The sequence below is a fragment of the Butyricicoccus faecihominis genome (assembly GCF_014648015.1).
GTDB lineage: Bacteria > Bacillota > Clostridia > Oscillospirales > Butyricicoccaceae > Agathobaculum > Agathobaculum butyriciproducens.
On record NZ_BMQH01000002.1, the window covers coordinates 287,458 to 302,727 of the forward strand.

Sequence of the window (15,270 nt, forward strand, 5' to 3'; positions counted from 1 at the left end):
TGTATAATGAAAGATACACCAAATCCGAAAGGGGAATCACGTTATGAACGCAAAAACAGAACTCGCAAAGCGGCTTTCCGAAACTTTTTCCGGAGGTACGCCTGTGACTGCCGAAGCGCTCACTGCAATCTTAAAGGACTACATTATCACCAAAGAATCGGACGAAACGCGCAGCGATCTGCACCGCAGGATCAAGTATTATCTTGGCGCCAAGCGAATTGACGGCCTGTCCGACAAGATCCTGGGGAACTACCGCTGCAACCTCGAAATGTTCGCCGCCAGGATGAACAAGAGTGCTGCCAAGGTAACGACTGACGACATTCGCGGCTACATTTCGTACCTCGATGAAACGCGCCATCTGAAAGATACGTCGCTGCAAACGCACATCAACACACTGCGTGCGTTCTTTGGATGGCTTCACACCGAGGAACGCATTAAAAAGAACCCGATGAGCAAGATCAAGTCGCTCAAGCTGGACAAGAAGGGTGCTCGTCAGGCTCTCACGGTTGAGGAACTGGAACGTCTGCGCGATGCCTGCAAGACGTACCGGGAGAAAGCGCTGATCGAGTTCCTTGTATCTACCGGCTGCCGTTTGAGCGAAGTCGCGCAGCTGCGTGCGGCGGATCTCAATCTCGCAGACCGGTCGGTGCAGGTCACCGGCAAGGGCGACAAGGACCGTGTGGTGTACTTCTCGGTTCGTGCGCGGCTGATGGTGCAGGAGTACATTGTTCAGCGCAAGGGCGGCGACGGCCTGTTTGTGTCCAGCAAATCGCCCTACGAGCCGCTCAAACCTCGGGCAATCCAGCGTATTGTCCGCAGCCTGAGTGAGCGTGCCGGACTGGAGGACAGGGTGCACCCGCATCTGCTCCGGCACACGTTTGCGACCCATGCGTTAAACGGAGGCATGGACGTAACCGTTATCCAGCGCCTGCTCGGTCACGAGGACATTGCAACGACGCAGATCTACGCCGAGCTGAATGAGGAGGGCGTAAGGCATCAATACAATAAGTATGTGGCGAACTGACCACAGAAAGGAAGGACAAATGAAAATCAACGAAATCAAGGCTCTGGACTACCAGTGCCAGGGCGACAGTCTGACACTCGTGCTGTCCGAAACCGACTTTGAAACGGTGTCCAATCTGAACACCGCTCTGGTCGAGGTCCGCACCGATGACGGCGATCTGGTTGAGGCGCACGGCGGCTATGCGCTGCGTGCCATCACCTACGACAAGGACAAGCAGACCTACACCGTAGTCTGTACCACGGCCGCCGACGACACGACCGCGCAGGCGATCTCGCAGCTGGTGGCAAAGGTGGACGAGCTGACGACCAGCAGCACCGCACTGGCTGCACAGGTGGACTACATCAGCATGATGACCGATACCGATATGGAGGGCGAGTGATATGACGAACTGGTTTGACCGTATCAAGAAATACTACGACGCCGGTCTGTGGACCGAGAAAATGGTCGGCAATGCGGTGACGAAGAAGAAAATCACCGCCGACCAGTACAAGAAAATCACCGGCGATGACTACAACAAGTAAGAATCACCGGAATTTTTACACTTGATAGGGCAGAAGCCCGGAAAGGACAACATTATGTATCCCAACAACATCTACATCAAGAACTATGCAACCATCAAGAAGTACCCCGGCGATATCGGCGTGCAGTTGGATATGTTCGATAACGCGCACGGCCTCAAGCACAACGCACTGGCCCGCGCCCAGTACAAGCACTGGCGCTCGGTGCAGACCGGTGTTCCGGAGCTGCTGAGCGTAGAGGACAAGCGTCTGCTGGGTATTTGATCATGCCGGCGGAAGTGATCACGGCGGCGCTCAGTCTGGTCGGAACACTCGTGGGAACGCTCGGCGGTATTGCGCTGTCGAGCAACCTGACCAACTACCGCATTGAGCAGCTGGAGAAAAAGGTGGAGAAGCACAACAATCTCATCACGCGCACGTACAAGCTCGAACAGGAGTTTGCCGTGATGGATGAGAAAGTGAAAGTGGCCAACCACCGCATTGACGATTTGGAGGATTTAGAACATGAAAGTTAATATTCCGGTACGAATGAAAAACCCGTGGTTCTGGGTCGGCGTTGTTTCCGTTGCCATTACCGCCATCGGCGTGGATCCGATGACGTTTACCTCTTGGGCGGCGGTGCTGGACGGCATCAAGGCGGTACTGAGTAATCCGGTGCAGCTGTGCACGATGGCGCTTGCTATCCTGTCGGTATTTATTGACCCGACTACGGCAGGCGTGGGAGACAGCAAGACGGCACTCGGCTACGACAGGCCGAACAAGGAGAAGTAAGTATGAATATTCCGTTCTTACAGGCGAATTCGAGCAACTTTTACTCAGGCCGAGGCGGAAACAGCATTAAATACATTGTGATGCATTACACGGCGAACAACGGTGACACTGCAATGAATAATGCACAGTATTTCCATAATAACAGCGTACAGGCGTCGGCGCACTATTTTGTGGACGAGAACAGTGTTGTGCAGAGCGTCCGCGATTCGGACGGTGCGTGGCACTGCGGCGGATCGTTGGAAAGCCCGCACCATCCGCTGCATGGTATCTGTATGAACAGAAATTCTCTGGGCGTGGAAATGTGTAGCGACAAGGTGAACGGTAAGTTTATTTTCACTGCACAGACTGTGGATCGTACGGTCGAGCTTGTAAAAATGCTTATGGCAAAGTACAACATTGACGTAGACCACGTTGTACGCCACTACGACGTAACCGGTAAAGACTGCCCGGAACCGTGGGTGCGTGATGAGAGCCAGTGGAAGTCGTTCAAGGCACGACTGACGGCCAAAGAAACTCCAAAGGAGGAAACCAAGATGACAGACAAAGAATTTGCGGCACATGAAGAACGCTATCAGGCGGAAAAGGCCAACCAGAAGCCGCATCCGTATGCTGCCGAGGCTTGGCAGGCGGCGACAGACGCCGGTATTATGGACGGCACCAAGCCGCAGAGTCCGCTGACGCGCGAACAGCTTTCGGTGATTTTACAGCGTTTAGGTCTGCTCGGAAAGGGCGTGAAGTAAATGGGACTGGGTTCTATGCTGGCGGGCGCTGTTAAGGCGGCAGCTGCAGCGGCAAAGGCAAGCAAGAGCAGCACCGGCGGCTCGTCCTCGGGCAGTTCCTCGGGTTCTTCCGGTTCGAGCGGATCCTCGTCCTCCGGCTCGTCCGGCGCTTCGATGGCGGCAACCGGCAAGGGCGGCAGCTACGCTATCGGCTCGGACAAGGGCAAGGATTTTGTAAGTTCTGCGGCTGCCGGTTCGACCATGACGGGCAGTGATGGCTCGACGTGGAAGAAGAACAGCGACGGCACGACCACGATCAGCAAGGGCGGCCAGACGTTCACTTACGGCGGCGCTTCCGGAACCGGCGGCTCGGGCGGGAGCAGCTCGGGCGGCGGTTCGTCTGGCAGCGGTACTTATACGCCACTCGGCTCACATAACGACCAGACCATTAAGGACACGAGCGTGGAGGATTCCGCCCAGATGGCGGCGATCAAAAAGCGCTATGCGGAAGCACAGGCGCGCGGTGACACTGCGGCTATGAAATCCGCCCATGCGGACGCCGAGGCGCTGCGTGCGCAGTACGGCTATTCCGGCGGCTCGGACGGCTCGGACTACATCGGCAAGGGCTATGTGAGCGGCAATGTACTGGGCAAGCAGATGAGCAATCAGCTTAATAGCGGCTTTGACGCCTACAAGAAGTATATGGAGGACGCGGCCGCACAGCAGCAGGCGGCGCTTAAAGCCAAGGTGGACAGCGCGGTTGCCAGCCTGAACGGTCAGAAATACGACGTAATGAAGCAGACCGAGGCCAACAACGCCGCTGCGGAAAAGGCGTATATGCAGAGCATTAAGCCCGGCGGCTCGAACGCGGAAAACCTTGCGGCAAACGGTTTGCTGACAAGCGGCCTTACCGAGTCCAGCCAGATAAGCGCCGGCAACGCTTATCAGAACGCGCTGAATAGCAACGCTACCACGCAGACCGAAACGCTTGCCAAGATCGAGCAGGCCATTACACAGGCACAGCTTACCGGCGATATTGAGGCGGCAAACGCGCTTGCCAATCTCTATAAGGAGATTGCCGCCAAGCGCTACGAGAATACGCAGAACATTATTGCGGCAAACCAGTGGGGACAGCAGTTTGGTCTTTCTCAGGCTGAGCAGACCGGCACGTACAATGGTCAGGCGACGCTCGCGGCACAGCAGCTTGAAATGCAGAAGCGTCAGCTGCAGGAGGACATTGAGAACGGCAAGGTTGACCGTCAGACGGCGCTTAAGCAGATTGAGTATATCAATGCGCAGATTGCGTACATGCAGGCTCAGACTACCGGTCAGAACCTTTCCAACAAGTATTCTCAGTGGCAGCTTAACCAGCTTTAACTACGCCAGAAGGCGGCGATTTTCGCCGCCTTCTCTCTTTAGGAGGTTCATATGAGTTTTTACAGCGATTACGAGAAGAAGAAAAACAAGAACAAAACGTCCGCGCTGCTGAAGGTGCCGCAGGTTGTTCCGCAGAAGCCGGCACATCAGGACAACAGCCGCCGTGCGACGGCGGCGCGCAACAGAGAACAGCAGCGTGTACAGGCGCACCAGAATGCACTGCGGCCTGCAAGTACTTATCTGACCGGCGGCGGCACAACAAGAAGTCAGCCGTATGCGGCTTCTCAGCAGCGGAACACTGTTTTTCAGCAGCGAGGGAACACGCGGCAGGGCCTTTCCGGCACAGGCAGCCGGAACACGCAGCAGAACAATGTACGGCAGCCTGCAAGCACCTATCTGACCGGCGGCAGCGTGACAAGAAGTCAGCCGTATGCGGCAAGTCAGCAGAATCAGCTGTTTTCGGCAAAGAAGGCGGCAGAGCAGCGGCGCAATCCGCGGCAGAACGTATCTGCCGGAAATAAGAGCAGCGGAGACGGCAACCCGATACTCGCGCAGTTCCTTCAAAACTCTATGGACTGGCACAAAACCAGCGACCCGGACAAGAGGGCACAGCTGCACGCGCAGAACGACGCCTTGCGGCGCAAGCTGGGTTATGAGTACAACCCGCAGACCGGCGCCTCTTTTGATAAGTTCGGCCACGAAATGACTGCCGGCGTGCGCATGGCCTACGGCAGCACGCCGACCGAACGGCTGAGTCAGGCGACTAAGCTGCTGCATTCCTCGGGTGTGATGGGCAAGACAGACAAGGCAACTGTCTACCCGACCGCCATGCAGGCCGCACAGGGACTGGATGAGGACTATTTCAGCGGTCAGACCGGCTACAACGCACACAAGACGATGTATGACCTGTTTAACCGCTCGGATGAGACATGGAGCAGCGAGGACACGCAGAGCCGTGACCGCGCACGTCAGGAACTTTCCAATGAAATGTTCCGTATTTTGAAGCGGTACGGCCTGGACTATCAGCCGCGCGACAACGCGGACGATATCATGAACCAGCTGAAAGCCGCCGGTGCGGACGAGCAGACGCTTGCCTATGTGCAGGAAAACATTGACCTGCGGCACGCGGCGGACCGTCTCGGCAACAGCCTGGAGGCTGTCGGCAAGCGGTGGATCGCTTCGCTGCCGTCCCTCGTGGACACCTCGCGTCAGGTAAGCACGAACGTGGAGGAGAGCCGCCAGAACGAGGAATACCGCCAGCTTGAGGAGCAGGAGCAGACGCTTGAACTCACCCTGCAGGGTATGAACAGCACGGCGGCAGACGGCTCGGTTCCGGCAGATTATCAGGCGATTTACGATCAACTGCAGGAGGTTAAAAAACGCAAGAACGAGCTGACCGTAAACAAGGGCGTAGACCCCAACAAATGGTCACAGCGCATGCTGCGCGAGGCAAACGAGGCACAGGCAAACGCCGAGGCCGGTTTAGCGCCTGCGCCGCGCTGGCTGACCGAACAGGGCATTTCCCTTGCGGGCAATGCGCCGTTGATGGCGGCAAGTGCGATTCCGGTCGTGGGTCCGGCGGTCGGCTCGATCATGATGGGCGGCCAGGCTGCAGGCCAGCGCTCGTTTGAACTGAATGAGCAGGGCAAGGGTGCGCGGGAGTCGCTGACGCGAGGGTTGACCTCGGGTGCGATTGAGGCGGCAACCGAAAGACTGCCGCTCGGTCAGATGAGCAAGATTTTGCACTCCGGCGGCGTGAATGCCGTAAAAAATATCCTCATCCAGATGGGTGAGGAGGCGACAGAGGAAAGCGCAAGCTATTTCATGAACTATGTTGCGGATCTGGCGGCAAACGATCCGGACGCAAAGTTCTCTCTTGCGGAGCTGACCCAGAGCGCCGCAGGCGGCGCGTTCGGCGGCTTAGTGTTTGGTACGGCGGGTGCGGTCGGTTCGAGAGCGGCAACAGATACGGAGCGTATGAATGCTGCTGATGCATACGATTACAATCAGGTGCAGCAGCTTGTACAGCTCGACAGCGAGCTGCAGGCGGCGCGTAAGCTGCCGGAAGGACCGATCAGAGAACGTGCGGTGCAGACCGCGCAGAACAAGATGGCCGACAAGATTTCCGGCCTTATGACGCAGCAGGTTGCACAGAATGCGGAGCTTACCGCGAATTATGACGCTGATCTCAATAACCGCATGAGCCTTGAGCAGCGCGCACAGGCGGCGGAATACCTCAACCAGCGCACTGGACAGGTGGACGCATGGCAGGACGGCCAGATTAAGCCTCGCCTCGGTACGGAGACCGAACAGCGTGCGGAAAGCAGCTACCGGCCACCGGAAGAAGAATACGCGCTACAGAGCCAGCTTGCAAAGCATTTCGCGGAGGAACAGCAGGCGGAGACTGGCGGGGTGTATGACAGGGCAACGGTGCAGCAGGCCGAACAGGTGCAGAACGACATGATTCGCACGGCAGACCGCGGTAATGTGGGAGAGGTGCTGAGCCAGAATCCGGACGGCAGTTACAATGCGTTTTTCCGTAACAACGAGACCGGCGCGGAAGGTATCCACCGTGTGGAAGCCGAGAACGCACAGCGGATTGCTGAACCGGGCACCTATGAGGTGGCTACGGAACAGCAGCGTGCGGCCGCCGCTGAGGAAGCGCTGAATCCGTCACTGGACGATTCGGAATATCAGTTTGGGCAGAACCAGAAGGAGCAGCCGAAGTCTCTTGGCAACTATGAGATGTACGGCAAGAGCAGGGAACAGGCGATGCGGGAACTGCAGAACAAGCTGACGGAAAAGCGCTCGTTCCTGCATGACGATGATTACAAGCAGGTGCGCGCGGTACAGTCCGCCGAGCTGCGCGAGACATGGGAGCAGGCGCGACCGGTACACGAGCAGATCGAGAAGTTCCAGAAGAACCACCCGCTTTCCGCAAAGGATGAGCAGCTGCTGCAGGCCGCTATGGTGAACGGCGCAACAAACACGTTCAGCCAGTGCGACGATCCGGCAGCCGTCATGCACCGGTATCAGCTGCAGCAAGAATTGAACCGCAGGATGCAGCCAATCAAGGACTATCAGCGGACGCGCGGTGAGACCATGGCGCTGAATGCCGAGGAAATGGCGGACACCATTGCCGAGTTTGCCAAGGATAAGAAGATTCCCGGTGCGTACAGCCGTGAGACGATGGAGCGCAACAGCTACGACATTTTCGGAAAGAACAACCGCGACAAGGCCGAACAGTTGAATGACGAGTATTTTGCGCCCGTCCACAAGGCGGTTGCAGACCGCACGAACTATGTGAACACCATGCGCCAGCAGGTGGCAGACCTGCACCTGAGCAAGCACGAATCTGCACTGGTGCAGATGGCGCTTGAGGGACGGAATGACGTTGCTGCCGAGTACATCAAGAACAACAAGATCAAGGTGACGAGCAAACTGCAGAAGAATGTGGCGGACGGCGTGGCAACGTTTCAGGCGATTTACAAGGAGTTGTATGAAGCGCTCAACGAAACGCTGCTCTCTAACGGCATGGAGCCGGTACGCGCCCGCAAGAACTATGCGCCGCATTTCGTGAAGGACAAGCCGGACACGCTGCTTTCGCGTATTCGCTACAGCTTTGGCTGGGGCAAGGACAGTTCGGTAAATATCGGCACTGACCTTGCGGGCATTACAGATGATTTTTCACCCGGAAAGAAGTGGTTCGGCAACCTGCTGCAGCGTGAAGGTGAACTCACCGATTATGACGCGGTGGCGGGCTTTGACCGGTACATTGAGACTGCCGGTGACATTATCTTTCTGACGGACAGCGTACAGCAGCTGCGCTCGCTTGAGGACGCGCTGCGGTACCGGCTTTCGGACGAGGGCACGAAGGAGAAGGTAAACCAGATCCGCAACGACCGCAGTCTGAACGCGCTGGAACGGCACCAGAAGATTGATGAGGCGTACAACCCCAATCAGGACAATATCCAGAAGCTGTACAACCAGAAGAAGCTGGGCATGGGCGGCTATGTTTCCAACTTACACGAGTATATCAACAACCTTGCGGGCAAGAAGGCACGCGCGGATCGCGGCTGGGAGGAAATGATCGGCCGACAGATTTACACGGTGGCAAAGAACGTTGAGGGACGTGTGGCGGCGAACATGATCGCAATGAATCCCGGCTCGTGGATCACGAACTTTATCCCCATCACGCAGGCCACAGGCGAGGTGAGCACGGCAAACCTCATCAAAGCCATGCGCGACACGGTGAAAAGCGCTGTGAAGGATGACGGCTTTACGGACGGCTCGGTTTTCCTGACCAACCGCGAGGGCACGCAGTTCCTTGACCGGACACTGACGCGCAAAATCTCCGATATTGCCGGCATGCCGATGGAGGCAATCGACCATTTCACCAGCAACGTGGTGACAAGAGCAAAGTATCTGCAGAATATTCAGAACGGCATGAATGTGCAGGAGGCGTTCGACAATGCGGACACGTTTGCCGCCAACCTGATGGCGGACCGCTCCAAGGGCGCGCAGCCGACCGCGTTCAACAGCGTGAACCCTGTCCGCAAGGTGTTTACCATGTTCCAGCTTGAGGTGAACAACCAGCTTTCCTATCTGTTCAAGGACTTGCCGCGGGCAAAGCAGAGCGTACCAAAACTGGCTTGGGCGTATACGAAGGTATTTACCGGCGCGTACCTGTTCAACGCGGTTTACCATCAGCTGACCGGCCGTGATTCGGCGTTTGACCCCATCAGCATAGTTGGTGATGCGTTCGACCTTGACCCGCTGGAACTGATCGCGGAGGCGTTCGGTCTGGGTGACGATGACGACAAGGACAAGAAGAAAAAGTCCGGTGTGGATATCGCGCTTGACCTCGGCGAGAACGTGGCAGAGCAGATTCCGTTTGTGGGCGGCTTAATCGGCGGCGGCCGTGTGCCATTATTCTCGGCGGTTCCGGAGTTTGATAAGCTGACCAAGGAATACGAGAACGGCTACGACGGTAAGCGCATTGCGCTTGACGCGGCAAAGAGCGCGGCCAATTCGGCGGCGTATCTGCTGCTGCCGTTCGGCGGCGGTGCGGTGAAGAAGGCGCTCGAGGGCGCGGCCACGGTTTACGCGGGCGGCAGCTATAGTTTGGACAAGAACGGTGAGAAGATCCTGCAGTTTCCGACCTACGGCCAGAGTCCGCGCGACTGGGCACAGGCGATGCTGTTCGGCAAGTCTTCGCTCAAAACTGCGCAGGAGTGGGCTGACGATGATTACAACAGCCTGAACGCAGACGAGACGAAGGTATTCGAGGAGCTGCGGCAGCGCATGAGCTGGAACAAGGACGAGAATGGCAATACTATCGACAATTCCGAGGCAGTATTTGCCGCCATTAAGGCGATGAAGGCAACCACTGCAGACGCCAAGAAGAAATACGGCAGAGAGAATTACAAGGAGATTGCGGCGGCGTCCATCCGCAAAATGCTGCTGGAAAACAACGACCTTACGCCGATGCAGAAGAAAACGCTCGACCGCGAACTGATCACAGCCGGTGATTCCGCAGACTACACCTCTCAGGATGCGTTTGATATTAGCCAGTATGTGCGCGAGTCCAGACAGGACGACGCGGCCGAGGCAATCAAGCACGGCATTTCTGTCGATGATTTTGTCAAGTGGGACAGCGTGATCGAGCAGACACTGGCGGACAACTATGTTGACGCAAAGGACTACGAGGACGGAGAGAACAACCAGCTTTACGCGAAAAACGCTGTGCTGCAGAACATCCTCGACGAGTATGCCAAGGACGGCGAACACACGAATGCGGAAAAGAACGCGTTTGCGGACTATGTGCTCGTTTCCGCCATGGGCGAGAGCGACAAGGAGCGTTGGGATGCGGTAAAGGGTACAGTAAATGCAACTGACTTTGTACAGTTTGCGGGCGACATGGCAACGTACAACAAGGAGTTCAAGGGTTCCGGCATGAGCAAGAGCGACGCGATGCAGGCCATTCTCAATGGCTATGGCAATCTGTCCGACACGCAGAAGGACGCGCTGTTCGGCGCGTACAGCGACAGCGCTTCCGGCAATGCGTTCCATATATCCATATACGAGGACGCGATCAAGGACCGCAAGTTCTACAGCTACCTCAAGGACGCCGGAAAGAAGGAGTTGCGCTCCATGCTCAACAGCTACGAGAATCATGTGGCGGACAACGACAAGCTGTCCGGCTGGGAGGCCAAGGCGGCAGTTGCCAAGGAAGCCGGTATTTCGCCGGGCGTTTACGCCCTTTACCAGATGGCGCTCAAGGCCGCAGACACGGACGGCAAGGGCGTAAGCCAGGCAAAGGCCAAGGCGGCCGTGGAATCCATTGACGGACTGACGCAGGCGCAGAAGGCGTACCTCTGGCAAAGCTCGAACCGGAAATGGAAGAAGAACCCGTTCGGCTCGGCAACGGTTTCCGAGTACCACTACTCGGGCGGCGAGTTCGCAAACCCGGTTGAGGGCGGCACTATCTCAAGCAAGTTTGGTCCGCGTGACACGTTCGCTACAAGCAACGGTGCCTCGTCCTCGCGTTGGCACAAGTCCATTGACATTGCCGCGCCTGCCGGTACGGCGATTAAGTCGGTGCAGGGTGGCAAGGTAACCGCAAACGGCTGGGTCTCCGGTTACGGATGGACGATTGAGGTTACGCATGATAACGGGTACAAAAGCATGTACCACCACATGCAGAACCAGAGCAGCGTTGCGGTCGGCACGGAAGTAAAGCAGGGGCAGACGATCGGCAATGTCGGCAGCACCGGCAACTCGACCGGTCCGCACCTCGATCTGACGATTACCAAGGACGGCACGCCGGTTGACCCTGCCTCGCTGATTGGCGATTACAAGAACGCAAAGACGGGGTATGTTTACGAGGGTTCGCCGGTTTATACGCAGCTGTCCTCGGCGGCTGGCAAAAAGAGCAGTTCCGGCGGCTCGAGGAAGTCGGGAGGCAGCAGTTCCGGCGGACTTAAACAGCTCAAGGGGCTTAGCGGTTTGAAAGGATTGGGATTCTGATAAGAAAATGCGAAAGCGCCGTCGGTTGACGGCGCTTTTGTTATGGATAACTTTGATGGGCGGGTTCTTCCGTGCCGATGTCCGTCAAAATGCCCTTGCATTCCTTATACGGCATGGCGTACCGCTGGTTGAGGTAGCGCATGGACGCACCCAGCTCGCCGTCCGGGCCGCCAAGCTGAGAGATAACAATTTTGGCGGTCTGCGGATTCGGATTCTTGATCTTTACCGGAAACTGCAATCGTTTATCGTATGACCACATCAGTCCTCAGCTCCTTCCCACGGCCACGGATCGTCGATCCACGTCCAGTGTCCGCTGCGGGTATCCACCTCGCGGGCGGTCAGCGGACCGAATGCGTCTTCGTACTCGGCGGCGGCCTTGTCAAACGCCGTGCGCATTTCGTTGTAGTATTTGAGCGCGGCAGCGTTGTCCGGATGGCCGTCGAGGTACTCGATCACCTCAACGAGCGCGAAATCGTACATGCGCACGCGCCCGAGCAGCTTCTCCTTTTCGGTCATTGCGGCACTGCCTCCTCTCCGAGAAACGGCTTGTCAAGTGCCGGAAAGATCGTGCCGCGCGAGAACGCCAGCACCGGATCATACGGCGTATCAAATTCCTGCGTCGGCACAAAGGCCATCGCAAGCGAAAGCAGACCGGCAGGAATACTCTCCTTGGTCTGTGGATTTTTGTTCATAAGATCACCCTGTAAATTGAAAATTAAGAATGGAGAATAGAAAATGAATGAAACGAAATATTGCCGGGCACCCCACCCTGCAATATAACAAAGCTATAATGATTGCATTCTCCATTGTCATGCTATGCTCTGGGGTCTTAACAAGTTCTCAAAATTGTGTTATACTATATAGATAAAAAGGAGGCATGAAAAATGGAGCTTTCTGAAATCAGAGAACAAAGTGCAAAGGCGGCAGAGCAGGTTTGCGAGGCAGCCAAGCTGAAGATCGGTGACCTGTTTGTGGTCGGCTGCTCGTCAAGTGAGATTCTGGGCGAGAAGATCGGCACGCATTCCAGTGTAGAGGTAGCCGAAGCGGTATTCGAGGGCATTCACAGCGTACTGCATGAGCACGGCGTGGAACTGGCGGCACAGTGCTGCGAGCACCTCAACCGTGCGCTGATCGTGGAGCGTGCTGTGGCAGAGCAGTTCGGTCTGGAGGAGGTCAACGTCGTTCCGCAGCCCAAGGCAGGCGGTTCGTTCGGCACGACCGCGTACAAGCGCTTTGATGATCCGGTGGCGGTTGAGTCGCTCAAGCAGAGCGCCTCTGCGGGCATGGACATCGGCGGAACGCTGATCGGCATGCATATCAAGCCGGTGGTCGTACCGCTGCGCATTGAGACCAAGAAGATCGGCGAAGCCGTTCTGCTGTGCGCACGCCGCCGTCCGAAGTTTGTAGGCGGCAGCCGCGCAGTCTATAACGAAAAACTTTTGTGAGGATTTTATGGGATTAAAAGCAGTTTTTTTCGATCTGGATGACACGTTATACACCAGCTTTCAGGCCGGGGACGCCTACGCCTACGAAAAGCTGGAGGAGTGGGCCATCAGCACGTTTGGAGACAAGGGCAAGGGGTTCGCGGACGCATTCCGCGTCAACCGCAAGCGTCTGGCACGGCAGCAGCCTGCCATGCCGCCCACGCATGACCGTGTGCTGTTTGCACAGGGCGCACTCGAGCGCATGGGCCTGAACGCCGTTCGCTATTCGCGCGAGGCATTCCGCGTGTACTGGGATGCGGTGTTCGCCAAGATGACCTTGCGTCCGGGCGTGGCTGAGTTTTTGGATGAGCTGCGTGCGGCGGGCGTTAAGGTGGCCATCTGCACCAACATGCTGGCGGATATCCAGATGGAAAAGCTGGAGTACCTCGGCATTGCCGACAAGGTGGACTGCCTTGTTACGAGTGAGGAAGCCGGTGTGGATAAGCCGGGTTCGGCGATCTTCTGGCTGGCGATGCACAAATGCCGCTGTCTGCCGGAGGAGACCGTCATGGTCGGCGACAATTTCACGCACGATATTCAGGGCGCGCTTGACGTCGGCATTGACGGCGTATGGCTCAACTGGACGGACAAGCCGAAACCGGTCGGTGAGTTGTCCTATACCGAGGTACGCACATTCGAGCAGGCAGCGGCGCATATCCGCACCCTGCTCTGATAAGTTAGGGAGGACAAGAAAAGACATGCAGCATTTTGATTACAAGCCGCACGGCGTATGTCCGATGAATATTTCGTTCGATCTGGACGGCGATACCGTGCACAACGTATCCTTCAAGGGCGGCTGCAACGGCAACCTGCAGGCGATCAGCCGCGTGGTCGAGGGCATGACCGTGGAGCAGATTGAAGGCTACTTCAAGGGTATTTCATGCAACGGACGCGGCACAAGCTGCTCGGATCAGCTGGCAACAGCGGTCCGCAAGGCGAAAGAGTCTGAATAAACAGAAAGAACCGATACCTTATGGTATCGGTTCTTTTTTGCGTTTTATGGGGTGGATAGATGCTGTAAAACAGTGAGAGCAGGTGCTTCGGAGTGTTCTTCCTGTACGCATACGCCAAGTTTGTAGGCGGGATCGGGGAAATCCGGCACAAACAGGGAGCCGGGTGCGCCGACGGTGATTGCCGGCGGCTGACAGGCAATATCTACGCAGAACTGCCGCAGCAGCCGCAGACCGCGGCCGTCGGCCTTGACGTAGCTTTCCTTGAGCGCCCACAGCGTGTAGAACGCGTTTTCGCGCTCGGCAGGCGAGAGCGAGGACAGATACTGCGCTTCATCGGGGTGGAAGAAGCGGTCGGCAATATTGGGCTTGAAGGAGCGGCACTGCTGAATGTCTACGCCGACCGGGTGGTCGCTCACCGCACAGACTGCCCATGCGGCGGAATGCGACAGGCTGAAATGAACATCCGGCGCGGCGGTCAGATATGGCTTGCCGTTCTCGTTCGCGGCAATGTCGAGCGGGCGCGGCACGGACGGACAGCAAAGGCGGATTGCCTCATCCAGCAGCAGGGAAGCGGTGAAGCTCTGCTGACGGGAGGTGCCGTGCAGGCTGTCGATATACGTCAGCCGCGCGGCGGACAGGCGGGAACGAAGCGAAATATTCATAATATCGGCGGCCGCTGCGGACAGGGCAAAAAGATGGGTCAAAGTAATGCTCCTCTTGCAACATTCATGTAATTTGCTGTCTGATTAACGAATAAATGCATCAGTTCGGTATTCATAATACCGGCTTGCGTCTGGTTTCTGTGTAAACCAATATACCTCCAATTGGTTTCGCTGTCAACAAGTTTCGGCGTTACTTTGTATCGCGTCCGCCTTTTCGTCATCCAGTCCGACCAGCAGAGCAATGCCAAGACTGCCGTGATGGATTCCCTCGTTTTTGAATACCTGAAAGGCTTTGTAGAGGATGGTACACCGCCTTGCATTACAGTTCATGATGGCAGCAAAGTGAGCGCTTTCTCAATTTTATCAACCAGCGCTAAATCAGCCGGCAGCCATTCCACGCTTTTCAGCGTTTCCTTTGTCAGCCATCGCGCTTCGGCGGCCTCTAACAGTTCAAGATTACCGCGAATCAGCTGACACCAGAAGCAATCCATTGAAAGGTGAAAGGTCGGATAATCAAATTCAACGGTATCAATCAATTCACCAACAGCAATTTCAGAGGCAAGTTCCTCCCGGATTTCTCTTTTTAAGGCTTCCTGCGGTGTTTCGCCGGACTCGATTTTTCCGCCGGGAAACTCCCATAGTCCCCTAAAGTCACCGTAGCCGCGCATGGTGGCAAAGATTTTTTCGCCATCACGAATGACTGCGGCGACCACTCGAATTGTTTTCATAAAAT

At 56.5% G+C, this 15,270-nt stretch carries 16 protein-coding genes and 1 pseudogene; 12 read left to right on the forward strand and 5 right to left on the reverse strand.

Going from position 1 to position 15,270, the window contains the following annotated elements:
- Positions 1–43: 43 nt before the first annotated feature.
- Genes xerA through IEY11_RS03120 form a run of 9 tightly spaced genes read left to right on the forward strand, consistent with a single transcriptional unit; the run spans position 44 to position 11,438 of the window.
- A complete protein-coding gene (xerA, locus tag IEY11_RS03080) occupies positions 44–1,024 on the forward strand; it encodes a site-specific tyrosine recombinase/integron integrase (protein WP_188885748.1) in 981 nt (326 codons plus the stop codon).
- A gap of 19 nt (positions 1,025–1,043) precedes the next feature.
- Positions 1,044–1,403, forward strand: a complete 360-nt coding sequence (locus tag IEY11_RS03085) for a hypothetical protein (protein WP_188885749.1) — start codon at positions 1,044–1,046, stop codon at positions 1,401–1,403.
- 1 nt (position 1,404) lies between these two features.
- Entirely contained in the window at positions 1,405–1,545 is a 141-nt protein-coding gene (locus IEY11_RS03090; protein ID WP_188885750.1) for an XkdX family protein, read from the forward strand.
- A gap of 54 nt (positions 1,546–1,599) precedes the next feature.
- Positions 1,600–1,806 (forward strand): hypothetical protein, encoded by a 207-nt coding sequence (locus IEY11_RS03095; RefSeq protein WP_188885751.1) that lies wholly within the window; start codon positions 1,600–1,602, stop codon positions 1,804–1,806.
- Between the two features lie 2 nt (positions 1,807–1,808).
- Entirely contained in the window at positions 1,809–2,057 is a 249-nt protein-coding gene (locus tag IEY11_RS03100) for a hypothetical protein (protein WP_118647445.1), read from the forward strand.
- Positions 2,047–2,313 carry a phage holin gene (locus IEY11_RS03105; protein WP_188885752.1) on the forward strand — a complete coding sequence of 89 codons (267 nt, stop codon included), beginning with the start codon at positions 2,047–2,049 and terminating at the stop codon, positions 2,311–2,313. Before IEY11_RS03100 ends, IEY11_RS03105 begins: the two co-directional genes overlap by 11 nt.
- A gap of 2 nt (positions 2,314–2,315) precedes the next feature.
- The gene (locus tag IEY11_RS03110) at positions 2,316–3,053 is read left to right on the forward strand and encodes a peptidoglycan recognition protein family protein (RefSeq protein WP_194461856.1); all 738 of its coding nucleotides are present in this window, start codon (positions 2,316–2,318) and stop codon (positions 3,051–3,053) included.
- On the forward strand, positions 3,054–4,409 hold the full coding sequence (locus tag IEY11_RS03115; RefSeq protein WP_119194458.1) for a hypothetical protein: 1,356 nt from the start codon (positions 3,054–3,056) through the stop codon (positions 4,407–4,409).
- 51 nt (positions 4,410–4,460) lie between these two features.
- Complete coding sequence (locus tag IEY11_RS03120) at positions 4,461–11,438, forward strand: M23 family metallopeptidase (RefSeq protein WP_188885754.1); 6,978 nt, start codon at positions 4,461–4,463, stop codon at positions 11,436–11,438.
- Between the two features lie 55 nt (positions 11,439–11,493).
- On the opposite strand, the pseudogene IEY11_RS03125 reads toward IEY11_RS03120, so the two are convergent.
- From IEY11_RS03125 to IEY11_RS03135, 3 genes and pseudogenes are all read right to left on the reverse strand, one after another.
- Positions 11,494–11,697: pseudogene (locus IEY11_RS03125) on the reverse strand (manganese catalase family protein); the annotation flags it as partial.
- Positions 11,697–11,954 (reverse strand): spore coat protein CotJB, encoded by a 258-nt coding sequence (locus IEY11_RS03130; protein WP_188885756.1) that lies wholly within the window; start codon positions 11,952–11,954, stop codon positions 11,697–11,699. The pseudogene IEY11_RS03125 and the gene IEY11_RS03130, both read right to left, overlap by 1 nt.
- Complete coding sequence (locus IEY11_RS03135; protein ID WP_118360178.1) at positions 11,951–12,130, reverse strand: spore coat associated protein CotJA; 180 nt, start codon at positions 12,128–12,130, stop codon at positions 11,951–11,953. The genes IEY11_RS03130 and IEY11_RS03135 overlap by 4 nt, the downstream gene beginning before the upstream one ends.
- A gap of 192 nt (positions 12,131–12,322) precedes the next feature.
- Between IEY11_RS03135 and IEY11_RS03140 the strand changes: the two genes are divergently transcribed.
- Genes IEY11_RS03140 through IEY11_RS03150 form a run of 3 tightly spaced genes read left to right on the forward strand, consistent with a single transcriptional unit; the run spans position 12,323 to position 13,875 of the window.
- Positions 12,323–12,883, forward strand: a complete 561-nt coding sequence (locus IEY11_RS03140; RefSeq protein ID WP_117491574.1) for a TIGR01440 family protein — start codon at positions 12,323–12,325, stop codon at positions 12,881–12,883.
- A gap of 7 nt (positions 12,884–12,890) precedes the next feature.
- The gene (locus tag IEY11_RS03145) at positions 12,891–13,595 is read left to right on the forward strand and encodes an HAD family hydrolase (RefSeq protein ID WP_188885757.1); all 705 of its coding nucleotides are present in this window, start codon (positions 12,891–12,893) and stop codon (positions 13,593–13,595) included.
- A gap of 25 nt (positions 13,596–13,620) precedes the next feature.
- On the forward strand, positions 13,621–13,875 hold the full coding sequence (locus IEY11_RS03150; protein WP_110437245.1) for a TIGR03905 family TSCPD domain-containing protein: 255 nt from the start codon (positions 13,621–13,623) through the stop codon (positions 13,873–13,875).
- A 44-nt stretch (positions 13,876–13,919) separates the two neighbouring features.
- Here the strand turns inward: IEY11_RS03150 and IEY11_RS03155 are convergent, their stop codons facing one another.
- Both IEY11_RS03155 and IEY11_RS03165 read right to left on the reverse strand, forming a co-directional pair.
- Complete coding sequence (locus IEY11_RS03155) at positions 13,920–14,579, reverse strand: 4'-phosphopantetheinyl transferase family protein (RefSeq protein ID WP_188885758.1); 660 nt, start codon at positions 14,577–14,579, stop codon at positions 13,920–13,922.
- A 284-nt stretch (positions 14,580–14,863) separates the two neighbouring features.
- Positions 14,864–15,265 (reverse strand): (deoxy)nucleoside triphosphate pyrophosphohydrolase, encoded by a 402-nt coding sequence (locus IEY11_RS03165; protein ID WP_188885760.1) that lies wholly within the window; start codon positions 15,263–15,265, stop codon positions 14,864–14,866.
- Positions 15,266–15,270 lie beyond the last annotated feature (5 nt).

Excerpts from the sequence above, each read along its gene's own strand:
- IEY11_RS03110 (WP_194461856.1), top strand. The coding sequence starts at position 2,316 with ATGAATATTCCGTTCTTACAGGCGAATTCGAGCAACTTTTACTCAGGC.
- IEY11_RS03085 (WP_188885749.1), top strand. The coding sequence starts at position 1,044 with ATGAAAATCAACGAAATCAAGGCTCTGGACTACCAGTGCCAGGGCGAC.
- IEY11_RS03165 (WP_188885760.1), bottom strand. The coding sequence starts at position 15,265 with ATGAAAACAATTCGAGTGGTCGCCGCAGTCATTCGTGATGGCGAAAAA.
- IEY11_RS03120 (WP_188885754.1), top strand. The coding sequence starts at position 4,461 with ATGAGTTTTTACAGCGATTACGAGAAGAAGAAAAACAAGAACAAAACG.
- IEY11_RS03115 (WP_119194458.1), top strand. The coding sequence starts at position 3,054 with ATGGGACTGGGTTCTATGCTGGCGGGCGCTGTTAAGGCGGCAGCTGCA.
- IEY11_RS03100 (WP_118647445.1), top strand. The coding sequence starts at position 1,809 with ATGCCGGCGGAAGTGATCACGGCGGCGCTCAGTCTGGTCGGAACACTC.
- IEY11_RS03095 (WP_188885751.1), top strand. The coding sequence starts at position 1,600 with ATGTATCCCAACAACATCTACATCAAGAACTATGCAACCATCAAGAAG.
- IEY11_RS03145 (WP_188885757.1), top strand. The coding sequence starts at position 12,891 with ATGGGATTAAAAGCAGTTTTTTTCGATCTGGATGACACGTTATACACC.
- IEY11_RS03150 (WP_110437245.1), top strand. The coding sequence starts at position 13,621 with ATGCAGCATTTTGATTACAAGCCGCACGGCGTATGTCCGATGAATATT.
- IEY11_RS03090 (WP_188885750.1), top strand. The coding sequence starts at position 1,405 with ATGACGAACTGGTTTGACCGTATCAAGAAATACTACGACGCCGGTCTG.
- xerA (WP_188885748.1), top strand. The coding sequence starts at position 44 with ATGAACGCAAAAACAGAACTCGCAAAGCGGCTTTCCGAAACTTTTTCC.
- IEY11_RS03105 (WP_188885752.1), top strand. The coding sequence starts at position 2,047 with ATGAAAGTTAATATTCCGGTACGAATGAAAAACCCGTGGTTCTGGGTC.
- IEY11_RS03130 (WP_188885756.1), bottom strand. The coding sequence starts at position 11,954 with ATGACCGAAAAGGAGAAGCTGCTCGGGCGCGTGCGCATGTACGATTTC.
- IEY11_RS03140 (WP_117491574.1), top strand. The coding sequence starts at position 12,323 with ATGGAGCTTTCTGAAATCAGAGAACAAAGTGCAAAGGCGGCAGAGCAG.
- IEY11_RS03135 (WP_118360178.1), bottom strand. The coding sequence starts at position 12,130 with ATGAACAAAAATCCACAGACCAAGGAGAGTATTCCTGCCGGTCTGCTT.